Annotated in this window: 17 protein-coding genes and 1 pseudogene; 11 read left to right on the top strand and 7 right to left on the bottom strand. The window is 70.1% G+C overall.

The features are described 5' to 3' along the window. Positions 1 to 61 precede the first annotated feature (61 nt). Genes ACFYL4_RS26585 through ACFYL4_RS26575 form a run of 3 tightly spaced genes read left to right on the top strand, consistent with a single transcriptional unit; the run spans position 62 to position 2,031 of the window. Positions 62 to 409 (top strand): hypothetical protein, encoded by a 348-nt coding sequence (locus ACFYL4_RS26585; RefSeq protein ID WP_387522013.1) that lies wholly within the window; start codon positions 62 to 64, stop codon positions 407 to 409. A gap of 12 nt (positions 410 to 421) precedes the next feature. Next, entirely contained in the window at positions 422 to 781 is a 360-nt protein-coding gene (locus tag ACFYL4_RS26580; RefSeq protein ID WP_387522011.1) for a hypothetical protein, read from the top strand. 14 nt (positions 782 to 795) lie between these two features. After that, the gene (locus ACFYL4_RS26575) at positions 796 to 2,031 is read left to right on the top strand and encodes an HIT domain-containing protein (protein WP_387522009.1); all 1,236 of its coding nucleotides are present in this window, start codon (positions 796 to 798) and stop codon (positions 2,029 to 2,031) included. 148 nt (positions 2,032 to 2,179) lie between these two features. On the opposite strand, the gene ACFYL4_RS26570 is transcribed toward ACFYL4_RS26575, so the two are convergent. The 3 genes from ACFYL4_RS26570 to ACFYL4_RS26560 all read right to left on the bottom strand — a co-directional run bounded on the left by ACFYL4_RS26570 (position 2,180) and on the right by ACFYL4_RS26560 (position 3,323). Continuing rightward, the gene (locus ACFYL4_RS26570; RefSeq protein WP_387522008.1) at positions 2,180 to 2,359 is read right to left on the bottom strand and encodes a hypothetical protein; all 180 of its coding nucleotides are present in this window, start codon (positions 2,357 to 2,359) and stop codon (positions 2,180 to 2,182) included. A 46-nt stretch (positions 2,360 to 2,405) separates the two neighbouring features. Continuing rightward, positions 2,406 to 2,879 carry a hypothetical protein gene (locus ACFYL4_RS26565; protein ID WP_387522006.1) on the bottom strand — a complete coding sequence of 158 codons (474 nt, stop codon included), beginning with the start codon at positions 2,877 to 2,879 and terminating at the stop codon, positions 2,406 to 2,408. Between the two features lie 192 nt (positions 2,880 to 3,071). Continuing rightward, the gene (locus ACFYL4_RS26560; RefSeq protein ID WP_387522004.1) at positions 3,072 to 3,323 is read right to left on the bottom strand and encodes a hypothetical protein; all 252 of its coding nucleotides are present in this window, start codon (positions 3,321 to 3,323) and stop codon (positions 3,072 to 3,074) included. Positions 3,324 to 4,085: 762 nt separating this feature from the next. Here ACFYL4_RS26560 and ACFYL4_RS26555 point away from each other — a divergent pair. Then, a complete protein-coding gene (locus ACFYL4_RS26555; RefSeq protein ID WP_387522002.1) occupies positions 4,086 to 5,036 on the top strand; it encodes an exonuclease domain-containing protein in 951 nt (316 codons plus the stop codon). 3 nt (positions 5,037 to 5,039) lie between these two features. On the opposite strand, the gene ACFYL4_RS26550 is transcribed toward ACFYL4_RS26555, so the two are convergent. After that, positions 5,040 to 5,978 (bottom strand): tyrosine-type recombinase/integrase, encoded by a 939-nt coding sequence (locus ACFYL4_RS26550; RefSeq protein WP_387522000.1) that lies wholly within the window; start codon positions 5,976 to 5,978, stop codon positions 5,040 to 5,042. Between the two features lie 150 nt (positions 5,979 to 6,128). Between ACFYL4_RS26550 and ACFYL4_RS26545 the strand changes: the two genes are divergently transcribed. Together ACFYL4_RS26545 and ACFYL4_RS26540 are read left to right on the top strand one after the other, a co-directional pair. Further along, positions 6,129 to 6,857: a DUF4145 domain-containing protein gene (locus tag ACFYL4_RS26545; RefSeq protein ID WP_387521998.1), complete on the top strand. Its 729-nt coding sequence runs from the start codon at positions 6,129 to 6,131 to the stop codon at positions 6,855 to 6,857. Positions 6,858 to 6,931: 74 nt separating this feature from the next. Next, entirely contained in the window at positions 6,932 to 7,972 is a 1,041-nt protein-coding gene (locus ACFYL4_RS26540) for an NUDIX domain-containing protein (RefSeq protein ID WP_387521996.1), read from the top strand. Positions 7,973 to 8,115: 143 nt separating this feature from the next. Here ACFYL4_RS26540 and ACFYL4_RS26535 read toward each other — a convergent pair whose 3' ends face one another. The 3 genes from ACFYL4_RS26535 to ACFYL4_RS26525 all read right to left on the bottom strand — a co-directional run bounded on the left by ACFYL4_RS26535 (position 8,116) and on the right by ACFYL4_RS26525 (position 10,053). Further along, the gene (locus ACFYL4_RS26535) at positions 8,116 to 8,250 is read right to left on the bottom strand and encodes a hypothetical protein (RefSeq protein ID WP_387521994.1); all 135 of its coding nucleotides are present in this window, start codon (positions 8,248 to 8,250) and stop codon (positions 8,116 to 8,118) included. A 74-nt stretch (positions 8,251 to 8,324) separates the two neighbouring features. Beyond that, positions 8,325 to 9,614, bottom strand: a complete 1,290-nt coding sequence (gene mobF / locus ACFYL4_RS26530) for a MobF family relaxase (RefSeq protein ID WP_387521992.1) — start codon at positions 9,612 to 9,614, stop codon at positions 8,325 to 8,327. A 160-nt stretch (positions 9,615 to 9,774) separates the two neighbouring features. Continuing rightward, positions 9,775 to 10,053: a hypothetical protein gene (locus ACFYL4_RS26525; RefSeq protein WP_387521990.1), complete on the bottom strand. Its 279-nt coding sequence runs from the start codon at positions 10,051 to 10,053 to the stop codon at positions 9,775 to 9,777. Between the two features lie 181 nt (positions 10,054 to 10,234). Between ACFYL4_RS26525 and ACFYL4_RS26520 the strand changes: the two genes are divergently transcribed. The 5 genes and pseudogenes from ACFYL4_RS26520 to ACFYL4_RS26500 form a co-directional block, all read left to right on the top strand. Beyond that, positions 10,235 to 10,495 (top strand): hypothetical protein, encoded by a 261-nt coding sequence (locus ACFYL4_RS26520; RefSeq protein WP_387521988.1) that lies wholly within the window; start codon positions 10,235 to 10,237, stop codon positions 10,493 to 10,495. Positions 10,496 to 10,664: 169 nt separating this feature from the next. Then, a complete protein-coding gene (locus tag ACFYL4_RS26515; protein ID WP_387521986.1) occupies positions 10,665 to 12,029 on the top strand; it encodes a helix-turn-helix transcriptional regulator in 1,365 nt (454 codons plus the stop codon). 1,001 nt (positions 12,030 to 13,030) lie between these two features. Next, positions 13,031 to 14,845, top strand: coding sequence for a hypothetical protein (locus ACFYL4_RS26510; protein ID WP_387521984.1), 1,815 nt, complete (start codon positions 13,031 to 13,033; stop codon positions 14,843 to 14,845). Positions 14,846 to 14,866: 21 nt separating this feature from the next. Continuing rightward, the gene (locus ACFYL4_RS26505) at positions 14,867 to 15,604 is read left to right on the top strand and encodes a hypothetical protein (protein ID WP_387521982.1); all 738 of its coding nucleotides are present in this window, start codon (positions 14,867 to 14,869) and stop codon (positions 15,602 to 15,604) included. A gap of 393 nt (positions 15,605 to 15,997) precedes the next feature. Next, positions 15,998 to 16,754: pseudogene (locus ACFYL4_RS26500) on the top strand (hypothetical protein); the annotation flags it as partial.

Below are 16,754 nucleotides of genomic sequence, written 5' to 3'. Positions count from 1 at the left end.
TCCGTGCCGACGCGGGGCCGGACACCGGTCCGGCCCCGCCACCCCAAGGAGAGAACCCGACATGCTGCGCAACCCGTGGGCCTCGCCCCTGAACCTGCTCACCCTGACCGGCGCCGACATCACCGACGTCACCACCATCGTCCAGCAGGTCTATAGGAACGCCAAGGTCGAGCGGGTGGCCGATCACCTGGCCATCGAGACCAACACCCGAGGCGCTCGCGATCTGATCGTGCGCAGGCTGCGCACGACCGGCTACGTCACCCGCTCCAGCGACCTGTACTTCTGCACCGTGCTCGGCCGCGACGCCGACCACCCCGTGGTGCGGTCCCTGTCCGCCGAGGACCTGGACGAGCGCATCGCGCACCTGACCGCCCTGCGCGAGCAGGCCACCACCACCCACCAGCAGTAGAGGAGCCACCCCATGGGACTGTTCACCCGCCGCCCCGAGCCCCAGCCGACTCCCGCCCCGGTCATGCCGCTGACCGGTACCGACATCGACCAGATCACCGCCAGCGTGCGCCGCGCCAGCGACAAGGCCACCATCGAGGTGTTGCACGGCCACCTCCAGGTCCGCGACCTCCTGGCCGGAATGATCTCCACCCGCTTGGCCGCCAACGGCTACAGCATCTCCGCGCCCGACCCGTATTCCTTCGTCGTGCTCGGCTGGCGCCCCACCCCCGGCCAGGCCCTCACCGTGACCGAGATCGACGAGCGCGTCGACCTCCTCCTGAAGATGCGCCAGCAGGCCGTGGACACCAACCACCTCACCCACGCCGAGTAGACGAGGAGCAGACGATGTCCTTCCACCCGCCTCAAGTCGAGGTCACCACCCTAGGCACCCGCCACAGCGCCCCGCCGCCCGGCGACGCCCTGGTCCTCGACCTCTCCCACCGCCTCCACAACCCCACCACCGACCCGGCCCTGCGCGGCCTCACCGGCCTGGACCCGGCCCTGCGCGCCCACGTGATGGCCACCCCCGAAGCCGAGGAGACCGTCCGCGCCACCGTCGACCAGGTCCTGGCCCTGCTCCCCCACACCCGCGGCCCGGTCCGCCTGCACGTCCAATGCCGCTGGGGCAAGCACCGCAGCGTCGCCGTAGCCGAAGAAGTCCTCGACCGACTGCGCGCCAAGGGCCTCACCGCCAGCGTGCACCACCGCGACATGGCCCTGCCCGCGCTCCGCCGAGCGGACGGGTGCGCGTTCTGCGACATCGCCCACGACGACCAGGACGCCGAGGTCATCGGCCGCTGGGACGGCGTCCTCGCGATCCGCCCCCGCAGCGGCGGCGTCAACCGTGGTCACGTCCTGTTCCTACCGGTCGACCACGTCGCGGACGCCACCGTCCACCCCGAGACCACGGCTCGGGTCATGGCGGCCGCCAGCGCGTACGCGGCCGAGATCGGCGGGGACCTGAACATCATCACCTCCAAGGGCGAAAACGCCACCCAGACCGTGGACCACCTGCACATCCACGTGGTCCCCCGCCGCCGCGGCGACCGCCTGCGCCTGCCCTGGACCCCCAGCTGGTTCGACCGCCTCCTCACCCTGCTCGGCGCCGTCCGGGCCCGGACGGCGCCGACTTCGACACGGCCGGAGGACCAGGACGAGGAGCCCCGCGACGGCTGCGTCGAGGAGCCGGTGCTCCCCCTCGGGATCGGCGGCCCCGAGGGATGGCTCGACGGCCTAGACCGCTTCGGGCGCGGCTACACCCCCGGCGCCGTCCAGGTCCGCACCAGCACCACCCCCTGGTCCCACACCGACACCGACACCGTCGCCACCTGCCCCCAGTGCGAGACCACCACCGGCCTGTCCCTGGTCTGGCCCGAAACCCGCCCCGACGTGGCGCACCTGATGTGCCCCTGGTGCCACGTCGCCTGGCCCGACCACGTCTGGACCGGCCCCGAGGCCATCCGCCACGTCCTGGACCAGACGCTCACCGACAGCTCCGTCCTCCGAGCGGACGACGACTCCGCCCCCGAGGTCGCCTACCTCGCCGAGTACCTGCGCCGCAAGGCCGGCAACACCAGGTAGCACGAACCCTGCCCGGGCCCCGGCCCCAGGGCCCCGCCCCGAGCCCGTGAACGAGTCGACGCCTCCCGGTTCGGACCGCTCCCGACCACCTGACATACAACAAGCTCCTCCCCACGCCGAACCGGCGCGGGGAGGAGCTTGTTGTATGTCAGCGTTCTGTGGCCAGCGCGGTCGCGGCCGCGAGCGCCAGGGTCGCTTGCGCCTGGGCCGCAGCGGCCAAGGCAGCCGCGCTCTCGTGTTGACCAGCACTGGCCTGGTCGGCGGCGTTGATCGACATGCGGTCAGCCAGGGTCATAGCGTCCTGGTACTGCGCGGCGTAGTCACTCATGGTCTTCCTTCCATCGAGGGGTAGAGATAGCCAGTGGAGACGGTGGCTACTCGTCGTCCACTTGTTCGCCCCTCAGACGTCGGAGCATCTTGCCCGCCCGGGAGGGCTCCTTGCCAGCTGCCTTGACGAACCTCATCGCGCTGTCGGCATGATCAAGCAACCGGCTCAGGTCACTTCGCTCAATGTCGAGATGGATGTCGGAGATGGCCCGGCGGTAGGCGGTACTGGCGTACTCCAAACGGAAGCTGCGAGTGCTGGTGTGCAGGAAGAACTCCTGCTCTCCATCCTCTTCGACCTTGAGCAGACCCTCCTTATCAAGAGCCAGCAGGACGCGAACGATCTCCTCCCGGGTCGTGCCCGGGAAGATCCGCCGCAGGTCCTCGTGCAGATGGTGAACGATGACCGCACGTTCGCCCGCGTTGTGCGACTCGCAGATCAGGTGGTGCAACAGCGCCACATGAGGCTGTTCGGGGGCGTCCTCCAGGCGCAGGACGCCGTTGAGGTCTTGGGTGATGGCCACCTGGTCTCCTTCATCTGGGGGTGGTGTCTCCAGGATGGCCCCTGACGAATCGTCGGGGCCGGGTTCAGCAGAACTGGTTCGCCGTGGTCGAGCCTGGGGAGGACCCTTCGGAACCGGACCCCGTATCGGCGTTCGGCACGAGGCCACTGTCATCCTCCAAGGCAAGGCGAATCTACGACGTAAAGGAACGGGCTACTGATTGTCGCTCCACCCAGCGCACACCTTGCCACGCAGATCAGCGTGCTTCACCGGGACGAACGCCTGAGTGATCTTCACCCACTGGTCGCAGGCCAGACATTTCATCCGGCCGTTGCGCCGCTGGTTGGCCACGGTCTTCGTGTGGTGGTACGGAACTGTCCCATCAGGTGAGGAACCGCGGCACTCCTTGAGCCGGTACCCCCAGCCCCAGCCTGAGCGCTCGTTGATGTAGTGCTTCTTGCGCAAGCCGTCCTTGCGCTTCCCGATCTTGCGATCGCAGTACGGACACAACCTGAGCCTCCGAATGCTGAGAGGAAGAGGGGAACGGGATCTGAGTACCACCCGGCAGTGACACTCCGCAGCGATTGGCCACAACAGGTCACCAGAGGCTGGAGGGTTGGCCGGTTCGTCCATGGCCCACACCACCGAGCCCACCCTGCGCTGCGTGCCCCTGGCCCTGTTGCTCACCGTCCCCCCCCCCCCGACGACGATGTGGCCCCACTCATCTCCCTGAGCTGACCAACAGACACAGCCGCCTCCGGCGGGGAACCCCCGACCACCAAAGCAGGGAGGGGGAGAGCCAGTCTCGCGCGGGTTCGTTGTGGGTCGGGGGAGGCCTCCCTCGCTCCGTCAACCGTCATCCAGTCCAGACCTAGCCCACGGTCCGGCGGCCAGACACACCCTCCAGCACCCCGGGAGCTGCGGCCTCCGCTCCTTCGTCGCTCCACCCGGTCACCCGGCGCACCTCCGGGCGCGAGCCTCGCTCCGCTCGGTGTCAGACCACCAGCCCGCGCGCTTGCGCTACGCGTGGATGACGGCCGCCGAAGCAGGGAGCCCGCCCCCTCAGTGGGCTTCCAGCCCACGCCCCGGACACCCCGGACATCAGGGCCCCAACCAGCGGGCGGACCACACCCGCCAACAGGCCAGGTAGAGATCCCCGAACCCTGCCCCCGTGTCCGCCCCGAACGGCATCCTGGACCTCCACCCCCCCCGTAGAGGAGAACCCGTATGGACACCGCCCCCCTGCGCCCGGTCGGCGCCGTCCGCACCGCCGCCGCGCTGGCCGAGCGCACCGGCTGGCCAGTGCGAGCCCGCGACGTCGACGTCCTCGTCGATCAAGGCCACCTGCACCCGGCCGGCCGTTACGAGGGACACACGCTCTACGACCGCGACCAGACCACCGAGATCCCCGACCACGTGATCGCTAGCCTCCCCGGGATGTCGCCGGTTCCGCCCGGCCCCTCGATTCACGACTTCGCGGTCTACCTGGAACAGGAGTACGACGTCGAGGTGACCGTCTCTTACCGGGCCCGAACGGGCCGCTGGCACCTGGACTGGGTCCCGCTCCCCTCCGGGGACCCCGATCCGGCCGGGTTGCGTGCCGACCTGGCCGCCCACCCCGCCAGCCGCCACCGCCGCCTGGTGGACATGGCCACCCCCGCCCACCGGGCCATCGCCGCCGCCCGCCGCGCCCTGACCCCCGATGCCGCAGCCGTGGTCGACGTCGAGACCACCGGCCTAGGTGCCGACGCCGCCATCGTCGAGATCGCCGTCGTCGAGACCCACAGCGGCGACGTCCTGCTCGACACCCTGGTCTCCCCCGACGGTGTCCCCATCGAACGCGGCGCGCAGCAGGTCCACGGGATCACCGAGGCCGACCTGGCCGGAGCGCCGACCTGGCCGGAGGTGTGGCCCCGTCTCCGCGAGGCCGTCCAGGGTCGAGTGCTGGTGGCGTACAACGCCGACTTCGACCGGCGCCTCCTCCGGCAGGCCTGCCGACGCTACGACCTGCGCCTCCCCCGGTGGGAATGGGCCTGCGCGATGGCCTGGCGTGGTGCGGCCGCCCGCACCAGCAGCCCCGGCGCGCTCGGCGGCAGACACCGGGCGCTCGGGGACGCCCTGGCCACGCGGGACGTGGTCCGCCGCGTCGCGAACACCGTCTACGTCGTCGAGGCCTGAGAGCTACCGGGCCCCGCGCCGCGCCGCCGGATCCCGCCCGTCCTGCCACGCCCCCAACCTCTCCGCGCTGATCCTGGCGTACTTCGCGACCGAGGAGACCGAGGTGTGGCCGGAGTAGGCCATCAGTATCGGCACCTGGGCGCCATCCTCGGCGGCGTGGGTGAGAGCGGAGTGCCGCAGCTGGTGGAGAGTTGATCCGCCGGAGGCCGCGACGAACTGTTCCTCCGCCCGCCGGTAGGACAGGCGCCCGCGGCCGTCCGGGGCCAGGTCCTGGACCGGCACCTGCCCGGTCGCCTGCCCCTTCGCCCGGCGATCGGTGAGGAACACCGGTCCCGTACGGCGGCCGTCGAGCAGTCGAGGCAGGAGTCGGGCGGTCGGTGTCTGCCAGGTGATGGTGTCGATGGCTCCGCCCTTGCGCCGAACCCTCGTCCGGCGGTTGGCGAGGTCGAGGTCCTCGACGTCCAGCTCCAGGACCTCGCTGGCGCGGGCGGCCGACTCGTACAGCAGCCGCCACAGCACCCGCTCCCGCAGTGCGACGCCGTCGCGGCCGAGCAGCTCTTGAACCACGGCGCGGGTCAGCGCTCGGGTGCGGTCTGGCGGAACCGGGCGAGAGGTGAGCCGTCGCAGCGGATCACCGGTGAGCCACCCCTGCTTCGACCACCAGGCGCACGCCGAGGAGAGCCCGCGCATCCGGGCGTTGACGGTGTTGGCCGACGCGCTCCCCCACCGGGAGGCGAACCAGTCCGCCACCCGATCGGCGCCCGCCTCGCCCTCCAGAACGTCGAGGGAGGCGTCCGCACCGAACTCCGCCTGGAGCGCGTCGAGCGCGGTCCGGTAGGCCCGCTTCGTGTTCGGGTTGCCGACCCCTTCGAGGAACTGCTCCGCCGCCGAGCGCAGCGTCCGCTCCGACCCGGTGCCGGGCAGCGCGAGGACCTCGCCCACACCCCCACCTCCCTATCGCAGATAATCACCAGGTGTCGCCCCCGACCGCCGGAGGCGTTCTCCCAGGTCGCCTCAGAGTCTATCGCGGATAATCAACCATTATCCGCGATAGAAGCACCGAACGTCACCACCGTGCGGTATCCCAGAACCATGACCAGCACACGCCCCCACGAAGCGCTACCCACCCGCGAAGACGCCTCCGGCCTCTGCCCCAACCCCGCGTGCGGCAAGTACGTCCAATTCGAGCGGCCGCACCTCCTGGACTCAGTGCAGCAGGAACAGACCATCTGGCCTCAGCTCCACGCCCGCATGGACGAAGGCCACGACTTGCGGATCGACCTCGGCCTTTGGCTCTGCCCGGCGTGTCAACAGAACTGCGTCGTCTTTCTTCGCCACCAGAAGGTCCGGTTCGTCGACGAGGACGGTAAGTCCAGCTGGCGCACCGCCCGGGTGCCCACGCTTGCCTGGCCAGCGCGCCGTCCTCGCGAGCTCGAGGAGGGTGTTCCCGAGAAGATCCGCGACCTGTTCGCCGAAGGTAGCGTCACCGAGCATGCTGGTGCTCTGCGCGCGGCGGCCGCTCTCTATCGCGCCACCGTGGAAGAGATCTGCGCCGAGCGCGGCGCTCAGGGGCGAAACCTCAAACAGAAGATCGAGGACCTCAAGAACCGGGGCGTGAGCGAAGGGACCGTCGATGACCTGCACGAAGTTCGCATGACAGGCAACTGGAGTCTGCACGAAGGGGAGCCGTTCGCCGCCGACGAGGTCGCCGATGTCGCCGACCTGATCGTGGAGGCGACCGTGGAACTCTACGTACAGCCGGCGGAGCGAGCACGGATGAGGGAAGCCCGCCGAGCGCGCCGAAACGGGAGCGGCGCCTGAAGTTGGCGTGATGGGGTTGCGCGAGTGTATTTAGTTTCGTACAGTCGATGTGTACGAAGTCTCATACAGACTGCATGGAGGGCATCGTGCCCCGCATCGACGACTTCATCGACGCCGACCCCACCCTCACCGAGGCCCTCACCCCCGAGGAGGTCAGTTTCCTCCGCGTGGACGCCCGCGGCCTGACCAACGACGCCGACATCCTCGCCATGGCCCTCATCGACATCCGCGCCGGCCGATGGGACCAGCGCGATGACACCGACCTCGGCGACCACACCATCCCCGGCGCTGGACAGCGCCAGCTCATGCAGAACGCCCTCCTGGCCGCCGACGAACTCCTCCCCCGCGCCGAGGCGCTCCGGGCATGGGCCCTGCGCGGCCTCCGCGAGCACCACGGCGCCAGCCACGAGGACATCGCCCAGATGCTCGGAGTCCCCCGCTCCACCGCCCAGTCCCGCTGGCGCCAGGTCGAGAAGAAGCGCCCGGAGAAGTGGGACTGGGCCCGCGGCACCGAACATGGCTCCGACATCTGCGACACCGAGTCGGTCGGCATCATCGTCGAGGACTCCGAAGGCCGGGTCCTGGTCATCGACCGCACCACCGCCCCCTGGGGTGCGGCCTGCCCCTCCGGGCACCCCGAAGGCCACGGCAGCCGCCACGGCTCGACGCCGGGGGTGCCCGACCAGCCGATCCACCGCGCGGCCGCCGTCGGTGAACTCTCCGAGGAGGTCGGCCTCCACGTCGCGGAGGAGGACCTGGAGCTCGCCGCGCACGGCTGGCGCGACAACCGGTGCCGCCGCGAGCTGCGCCCCGGAGCCCCCGCGGGACACTGGTGGACCATCTACCACGTCCGTACCTGGCGCGGCGAGGTGCGGGTGGACCCCGACGAGGTCACCAACGCCCGCTGGTGCACCCGCGACCAGCTCCAAGAGCTCGTCGAGATCACCATCGACCACGCCCACGGCCGCATCACGGAGACCGAGTTCCGGGCCCGGGGCGGCGCCGAGCCGGTGTGGGTGCGCTGGTGGCGCGACGCCGGGCTCGTGCGCGCCGCGTCCACCGACCTGGACGCCGTCGAGAAGCTCGCCTCCACCCCGCCGTCGCTCGCGGCCTGAGCCGAACACGCCGAAGGGTCCGTCCAAACGGACGGGCCCTTCGACGTGGGTGGTCAGCCGGTGCTGGGCAGATGCCCCGGACGGAGGGGCGTCCCGGCCACATCCACAGGACCAGCAGGTTCACGAGTCGACTGGGTACCGCCCTAGTGCGCCAGTTCGCCGCCGAGCGGAGCCCGCGACAACGCGGTCACGATCCCGAGCTGGGACCCGCCGCCTCGCTGGTCCGGCCGGGCAACGGCCCCCTGATCTTGGCCGCCGTTGCCGGTCCTGATCTCCATGAGCTCATCTTCGCCCACGGGTCCGATATCGAACGGAATCGTCCGGTGTTCACGCTGCTGTGTCGCCGAACCCACTACGAACTCGGACGGTAGGTGGCCACAGCTTCGGCCAACAGGCCTCGGACCCGTGTGGGAGAGAGGCCTCCCAACGACGCTGGCAGGTGGTTGTTGATCTGAAGCGCGATCCATCCCTGCTGCCGAATCGAGCTACGCACGGCGACTCCTAGAGCGGCAACTGCCTGCTGTGCCTTGCGAACATCACCGGAGGAGAGCTTCGTGGGGGTCCCGGGCTCCAACGTGGCGGCCGCGAGGTTAACCAAATCGGGCAGGCCCTCCTCTTCCAACCGCTGTTGCCACCAGCGCACCAGGTCACCCGGGATACGGTGCCTATGTTCCTGGTCGGCAGCCACGGAAGTCAGCATCGCGGGGATACGTGTGGTCCGCATTCGAGGGCCTTCCGCCTGTCCGGTAGCGGCCTCTTGGACCTGGGCGGCACGCACGCTGAACAGCTCCAGGACCGGCTCGGGGATGCCTTCAATCTCAAGGCTTCCCCCTTCGGTACGACGAACGAGTCCCAGCCCCAAGAGATCGACGAGTGCTTCACTCGTCGCTCGTTCTCCGACCGCGGCGCCCCAGGCCCGAGCCTTCATGATCAGGCTTGAGTCGAAGCTTCGCCACTTGCCGTCTGCGCGTTCGACGCGGTTCAGCACCAGGTTGCGTACGTAAAGGAACGGGTCGCGGGCCTGGTTCCAAGTACGGAGGAAACTGGCCACCACCCACCCTTTGGCTTCCATAGTGGTGGCGCCCTGTGCGCCTGCGCGGGCGGTGCCGGCCAGGTCCTGCATGACGTCGAGCATGGCCTCGTTGCCGACCAGGACCGCTTCTCGTACTGCGGCGGCCTTCTGGTGCCAGGTGAAGGCCTCTTCCAGTGCGCCGCGCTGGTTGGCTCCTTCGGCTGCGGCCTGAAAAGCGGCATGGGCCACGGCGGTGGACTTGGGCGGGGCGAAGGTCAGGTCCAGACACAGCAGTGGGGAGCGCGTCAGTTCGCGGGAACGGGCATTGAGTTGGCTGTCGGTCAGCTCGGGATGGTCTCGGCTGAGCCGTTCGCGGTGTTGCGCGGTGGTGATGTAGCGCCCGGGTTTGGGGCCCAGAAGCGGCCGCTCTGCGAAAGGTAGGTGTTGGAAGCGCGGGTCTCGGAAGCTGGTGTAGAGGTCCACCAGAGTGTCGATGTCAACCGGGGTGCCAGGGGTGAGTTCGAGGAGACGAGCGCCTGACCCCCACCATCGGCCTCCGGTGGCAGCGAGATCGCTGCGGACCTTCTTCTCCAAACCGTCGGCGGCGTGCAGCGGCACGGTGGTGAGCATGACTGGGTCTCCAGGGGTGTGTCCAGGGGCCCGTGCCCCCGTGCCTTGGTGATGAGCGGAGCTCCCCCTGCGCCGACCCCTTGAGGCTCGGCGCAGGGGGTTGTTTGATGGTGAAAGGTTTCGAGAGAGGGCTACTCTCCCCTATGTCGGTTCTCGCCCCTCAGCTGCCTGTCACTGCTCGACTACTCGGTTCCCATCGGGCGACGGCGCTCTTCTCGCTTCCGACGAGGATGATGTCGTCCTCGACCACGAGCTGCACGAGGGCGTTGGCGATGTGTTCGGCGCGGGTCAGCTCGAACCGGATGCTCGCGGGGCTGGAGTCGAGCGGGTCGACCTGGAGGCAGTCGGCGGCCTCGACCACCTCGCGCGGGTCAGCGGCAACACCGGCTTGATCAGCGGTTCTCAGTGCGCGTACGAGGCCCTCGTAGTTAGGGGTCACCGGTCTCCTCCTGGGGCGGGGATGGTGTGCCAGTGTGCCATTCGAACTGGCGCCACCTGACGGGGTCCACCCCGCCTAACCTGGACATATGACCGATCATCGGACGCCGGCGAACGGGTGGGGTAACCTTCCCTCCCCGGACGAGCCCGGGTGGTCCGGGTGGACCTGGCACTGGCTAGCCGTGAACAGCCCCACCGACCTGAACCAGCTCGCCGCCGAACAGCACCTCAGCCCACGTTCCCACGGTCGTCGCCTGTGGCGGCACCTGTGCGATCGACGTGCTGCCCTGGAGGAGGCCCTGGCTCAGGTGCAGGCGGACGGGGTGACTGATCGAGCGCTCCAGGTTCGTGAGGGCGAGCACCTCCAGGAGCTGGAGGAGACCCAAGCGGCGCTCAGCGTGCTGGAGCGGATCGGGCCGTTCCTGTCGGACCGAGGACGGTGAAGTCAGCAGTTCCTCCCCAAACCATGAAGGGCCCACCTGAACGGGTGGGCCCTTCGCCGTATGGCCGCAGAATGCCGGTCGGTTGTGGGTTTCCGGGTGATGTGCGGGGGGAGAACCGCTACGCTGTAAAAGCCGCACAGCACTTCTGATTCGAGGAGACGCAACGATCATGGAACTCGCTACCCCCCTGGCGAACGGCCTTCGCACCGACCACCCGATCCCGGGGCTGCCGTTCGTCGACGACTCCCACCTGCCGCTCACCGACCCCGAGGCCATCGAGGACATCGGCCGCAACACCGCCCAGGGCATGTGGGGACGCTGCGACGAACAGGACGAAGGCTGGCTGGCCTTCACCACCGACGCCTACCGCCACGACCTGGGCTGGGCCGTGCGCTACCACCCCGATCACGGGCGCACCGTGCTGCTCTACACCGACAGCGACGCCGCCGGAGTCCACACCGACTGGTGGAACGACACCCTGCTCTGGCGCGAGGGCGGCTACTGGTGGGACGGCACCACCTGGTTCCGACCCGCCATGCTCTGGGACCCCGCCCGCGAGGACTACCAGCGCCACCCGGTGCCAGCCGCCCTCACGGTCACGGCCGCCGACATGCTCGACGGCACCGGTGACCCGGGCCAGGCGACCGTCCGTAAGATCTCCACCCTCACCCAGGACGACACCACGGCTCCGGGCCGGTGGCTCAACCACCTGGCCCTGTGGGCCCAGCACCGCCCCCACGACGCCTTGCCTCTGGAGCAGTGCGTGGTGACCCTGACCGCCCCCGAGCTCAAGGCGAGCGAGCTCCTGAGCGTCACGGACATGGCCCAACTCGCCGGGATCGCCCCCTCGACGCTGCGCGGCTACATCTCCCGTGACGAAGCCGACGTCCCTGCCCCACAGGAGATCAGCGGCGGCCGCAGCGCGTGGTCGCGGCCCGTGGCCCAGGCCTGGGTGGAGCTGCGCCACCGCTCCCCCGAAAGCGTGGCCGAGGCCCTGGCCGACCGCACCAGCGACCAGCGGCTCAACATCGGAGAGGCCCTGGTCAAGAAGCGGTTCGCGAAGTCGTTCTTCTCCTACCTTTGGGAGCACCCGACCCGGCGCAAGATCTGGGCTCTGCGCCACCGCAACGAGGAGACCGTCCGCCAGACTGCTGACGCCCTGGCCTGGGAAGTCTCCAAGAGCCTGGACCAGATCATCCCCACCGACGCGCTCAGCGCGACCATCCGGCACGCCATCCTGGACGAACTCGGCCGCAGTCAGGAGCTTCGCAGTAGGAACGGCGGCACCGAGATCGTCAGTTCCCACGGCATCACCGTGCCGGTCGCCAAGATGCTGGACTGGCTCGTGCGCCACCACCCCACCCGAGCCCAACACACCATCGACCAGATCCTCGGTGACGCCCAACGCCGCCTGGACATCCCCCAGGACGTGACCACCCGCTCGCTGCGCACCGCCCTGTCCCTGGACAGCGAGATGGACGAGGACGTCCGCAACGAGTTCCTCGACCGCGTCCTGCCGCGGCCGAAGCGCTGAGGTCTCTACCTGCTGGCCTTTTCGAGTCGGGCCAGAAGGTAGAGACCTTTGGGCCCTGGATCCCTTACGGGCTAGGCATTTTGTGATTCCAGAGGCCCCAAAAGCGGACACTAGGCGTCAAAAAGCGCGTGGCCGGAATCGGTCACACAGGTGCGCCAGAGAGTGACGTAAGAAAAAGTTGGGACCCGTGAGGACACGCGCGCCGGTTTTGGTACCAGAAGGCGCTTGTGTGTGACAGGATGAAGACTATGAGTACGAAGGGTTCCCAGAGCGCGATTTCCCACCGAGAGCGAACCGGTGAGGCTCCCTCCAAGGGGTTTGTGCGTATGGGAACCCAGGTTCCACACGCGGTGAAGGAACACTACGTGACAGCCGCGCGCCAGCACGGAGTCTCACTCTCGGTGTACTTCGAGATGCTGGCGAAGGTGGACCCCCTGGCAGCCAAAGCTGCTCAAGGGGACTCAGAAAACACGTAGAGCCCGGCTAACGCCGGGCTGCTCTACGTCATCGGTCCTACGAATCAGGCTGCCAACCTGATGAGGACCGGCTTCGAAAAACTGAACTGAGTACTACACCGCCCGTCTTGCCAGCGGGCCCGAGAAGATCACCGGCGCCAACCGGTCCTTCTCTTCGAGTCACTTCGTCTCGCCAGACGAAGTCCTCGTATCGAAAACCACTGCCTAGTCACTGGAGGTGACAGCCAGCCCTACTCCTACTCGGAGACCTCGCGTTCCCGCAGCCAGCAGGCCCGCAGTGTCTCCCCGCCACCCGCGAGGGCGGCGTCATACCGACCTGGTCACACCTGAATCTCGTGACCAAGGCCCGCTTTCCGTAACCGGATGGGACCCATCATACGTGATGTCCACCCGGTCAGCCGAGTACGCCCCAAAAGTGGGACCGAGTCCGCACCGCGCACCGCGGCTCTGAGGCTGGCCGAAACCCCTGCAGCGCACTCCCCCGAGTGGACCGAGCTGGTCCGCTGGATCGCTCCGCGCCGTGTCGTGCGCGTGGATCCGGCGGCCGATCACTCCTACCCACGGGTCTCCCGTGTGGAGGCCGGGGAGCCGGAGTGCCCCTACGCCCTGCACCTGACCAACGCCGACCACGAGTACGAGTTCGTGGTGTTCGACTTGGACGTCAGCCGGGGCGGTCAGGCCGCGGTGTGGCGTGACGCCGACACCATCACTACCCTGCTGGCCGAGCACGGCCTGGAGCACTTGGTGTCCCGGTCCGGGCCCGGCGGCGGCATCCATGTGTGGGTTCCCGTCTCCGGCGACGGCCTGGAGGCCGACGTCGTTGCGCGACTGGCGCGCGCGGCCGCCCTTCGTCTGCCGACCCTGGACATCACCCCGCTGACCACTCCCAGCACCGGAGCCGTGCGCCCGCCCGGGGCCCCGCACCGCACCGGCGGCCGCGCGGAACTGCTTCACCCGGTCGACCTGGACGAGGCGCTGATGGTGTGCGACACCGACAGCAACACCCTGTCGCGGTTCGAGGCCCTGGCCGAGGCGTTCGGCGCCACGGAGCTGGACACCGAGGAGGCAGCGGCGGCCGCCGTCGCGGCCGAGCGCGTCGACCCGGTCGAGGTGCGGCTACACGGGCGCCGCTCCCCGATGCCGGACATGGTCCGCCACCTCCTGGACTCCGCCCCCGACGACCCGTCCGCGCACCTGGCGCGCATCCTGCCGCGTCTGGCCCTGGCCCGCTGGTCTCTCGCGGACGTGCGGCGCATGGTCGCCAACGACCCGACCGCCCCGGGGCTGGAGCACCTGCGCACCCGCAGCTTCGGTAGCCGCCGGGTGCGCCGTACCGAGAGCGACTTCACGGCGCGGCTGACGCGCAAGTGGCGCAAGGCCGTGGAGTTCGCCGCCCGGCTGGCGCCGGGGGTCGAGCGGGCCGAACGGGACCTGCTGGCCCTGCGTGGCATCGGCGCCGCTGTGCTGGAGGCCGTGGGCGAGCACCCCGAGCTGTGGACCGAGGAAGCCGGTCCGGCCGACCGCAGCACCCTGGTCGGTGTGCTGCACACCGCGCTGAAGGCGAGCGCGCAGGACGGCGAGGTCGACGTCGACATCCGCCGTCTGGCCCTGGCCACGGGGCTGGGCAAGTCCACCGTGGCCCGCGCCCTCCAGCGGCTACGCCGAGATGGGCGGCTGGTCCAGACGGCCGAGGCCGAGGGCACCCTGGCCGCCCGGTGGCGCCTGGTGCACCCCGACCACTGGGCCGGTGTTGCTGCTGGTGAGACGGGTGGGACACAAGGGAACCCCGCCCCACCTGTACACCCGGCCCCCGGGGTTCATCTGGAGTCGGTGGAGGACCTGCTCCACCGCACCACCAGCTACCTGGAGGCGGTCGCCCACGAGGTGTTCGCGGAGCACTCCCCCACCCACCCCCGGGGCCTGGGTCGCCACGTCGCACGCACCTACGCGGCCCTGGTGGAAACAGCTCCCCACCTGTACACCGTAGATACACAGGCCCTGGCCCACCGGACCGGTCACAGCGAGGCCCGAACCGCACGTCACCTGCGCATCCTGGCCGAACACGGGCTGATCGACTCCCACACCGGGCTGCCCACCGACACCGCCGCCCTGGACGCGGCCGCCGCCCATCTGGGCACCACCGGCGTCCACGCCGCCCGTGAGCGCCGCTATGAGGCTGAACGCGCCGCACACGCCGCGTGGCAGGCCGAGATGGCCCGTCTGCGAGCTCCGGTGGCCCTGCGTCCCTGTACACGTTCTGCGGACCGCTACGCCCGTACCTCCGACCGGAGGCCCGACCACGGCGCCCAGATCGCCCGCCACCTGGCCGCAGCCGCGTAACCACCCCTGGAGGAGAGCACCGTGACCACCCCGGACCTGCACGCCCACCCCGAGGTGCGCCGAGCTCGACGCGGTATCACCGAGCACCTGGAGCGGCTGGCCACGAGGACGGGCGAGGACACCGCCGACCGGCGCCGGATCCTCCAGGCCCTGGCCGAGCAGCTGGAGAGCGACCCGACCCTGGCCGTGCGCGGTGAAGGCCTGCGCTGGCTGGACCTGATCGGCGAGCTGGTTCGCCAGCTTGGGCCCCTGGGACGCCAGGCCGCCCTGGTGGCCGAGCGCGACCGGCTGGAGGCCGACGCCACGCTCACCGACACCGAGCGGCGCAGGGCCGTGAACCGGTTGGGCAAGCTCAACACGCTCGCGCCAGCCGAGTACGCCGCCCTGCGCGGCCGCGCGGACGAGCTGCTGCAGGAGCTGGCAGCCCTGGCCCGCTCCGACTGGCACACCCGCGAGCGGCGCCGCGCCCTGGCCCTGGAGATGATGCCGCGCACGAACAGCGGGACCCGGCCGCTGGCCGAGATCGCCGACCAGCTCCGCCGAAGCGTGGCCGACGCCGTGGCGATCGACCCCGACCTGCCCGAAGCCCACCGCCTGCTGGACCTGGCCGAGGAGATCGAGGCCGCCGGACAGCCGCGCGCCTGCGCGGCACCCGGCTGCACCGAGCCGCTGCCGCCGGCCGAGCCCGGCCGGGAGCGCCGCTACTGTTCACCACCGTGTCGACGCCGCGCCCGGCGCGCTGTGTCCACGAATCGCTGACAGGACACGGTCGTGCACGGTAGGGTGTCGCGCAGGGCACCGGCCCACCCGGACCGGCACCCCGGAGAGCCCGCGGCCACCACGACGGCGGCCCCCGGCACCCGAACCACGAGAGCCACCACGGTGGTCACGACGATGAAGAGGAGGAGCACCCCACACCGACCCCGCCGCCCACCCGGCCGAGCCGACACCACACAGGCACCGCCGGGCACACCAACCGTGAGGGCGACGCAGATGCCGCCAGCACGCGGTTTTTTCTTTGTCGGAATTTCTGGATTACTAGAAACAGTAATCCAGTATTTGCTAAGCTTGATCCGGCGGACCCGCCATCGGCTCTCAGCCGATCTGTCGATTCGCCATATCCGATGAGAACAATCTGCTTGGAGTCGCTCCGTGACCGACGCCCCGCCTCCGACCGCCGCCGAGACGCGCGACCCCGAGCACGGCTGGTGGCCGCACCGCTGCGCCTACTGCTCCGGGCGCATCGAGCGCACCCGCCCCGAGGGCGCCGGCCGCCCGCCCACCTACTGCTCCACCCGCTGCCAGAACGACGCCAAGGCCGCCCGCAGCAGGGACAGGAACAGCCCCGGGCTGCTGGGCGCGGTCGCCCGCGCCGAGGAGGTCATGGACCGCCTGGACCAGATCGGCGAGGGCATCCGCAACGAACTCTTCGAGCTGAAGTCCCCGGCCGGGCTGGAGGCACAGATCTCCGCTGCCCGCGCCGAAGCCCAGACCCAGGTCGCCCAGGCCGCCTCATTGGCCGAGCAGGCCCAGCGCGATGCGGCCACCCAGCAGGCCGAGGCCGAGACCGCCCGCGCGGCCCAGGCCGCCGCCGAGGAGGCCGCCGACGCGGCCGAGGACGTCGCCGAGCGCGCCCTGACCGCCTGTACCGAAGCCCAAGCCGCCCAGGAGGCGGCCGAGTCCGAGCGGGACCAGGCCCGCACTGACGCCGAGACCGCCCGCGCGGCCCAGGAAGCGGCCGAACGCGACGCCGAGCGCGACCGCCAGGCCGCGGCCACCGCCCGCACCGAGGCCGACCGGGCCCGGGACGAACGGGACGCCGCCCAGGCGGATGCGGCCTCTGCTCGCGCTGACGCTGCGGCCGTGGCTGCCCGCGCCGAGGCGGCTGAGGCCGAGCGCGATCGGGCCA

This window comes from Nocardiopsis sp. NPDC006938, assembly GCF_042869555.1.
Lineage (GTDB): Bacteria > Actinomycetota > Actinomycetes > Streptosporangiales > Streptosporangiaceae > Nocardiopsis.
Note: the sequence above shows the minus strand (reverse complement) of the source record. Positions and strands in the feature narration are given on the sequence as shown.

Coding starts and splice junctions, on each gene's coding strand:
- ACFYL4_RS26545 (WP_387521998.1), top strand. CDS start 6,129: ATGACCAGCACACGCCCCCACGAAGCGCTACCCACCCGCGAAGACGCC.
- ACFYL4_RS26535 (WP_387521994.1), bottom strand. CDS start 8,250: ATGGAGATCAGGACCGGCAACGGCGGCCAAGATCAGGGGGCCGTTGCC.
- ACFYL4_RS26570 (WP_387522008.1), bottom strand. CDS start 2,359: ATGAGTGACTACGCCGCGCAGTACCAGGACGCTATGACCCTGGCTGAC.
- ACFYL4_RS26540 (WP_387521996.1), top strand. CDS start 6,932: ATGGAGGGCATCGTGCCCCGCATCGACGACTTCATCGACGCCGACCCC.
- ACFYL4_RS26555 (WP_387522002.1), top strand. CDS start 4,086: ATGGACACCGCCCCCCTGCGCCCGGTCGGCGCCGTCCGCACCGCCGCC.
- ACFYL4_RS26580 (WP_387522011.1), top strand. CDS start 422: ATGGGACTGTTCACCCGCCGCCCCGAGCCCCAGCCGACTCCCGCCCCG.
- ACFYL4_RS26515 (WP_387521986.1), top strand. CDS start 10,665: ATGGAACTCGCTACCCCCCTGGCGAACGGCCTTCGCACCGACCACCCG.
- mobF (WP_387521992.1), bottom strand. CDS start 9,614: ATGCTCACCACCGTGCCGCTGCACGCCGCCGACGGTTTGGAGAAGAAG.
- ACFYL4_RS26575 (WP_387522009.1), top strand. CDS start 796: ATGTCCTTCCACCCGCCTCAAGTCGAGGTCACCACCCTAGGCACCCGC.
- ACFYL4_RS26585 (WP_387522013.1), top strand. CDS start 62: ATGCTGCGCAACCCGTGGGCCTCGCCCCTGAACCTGCTCACCCTGACC.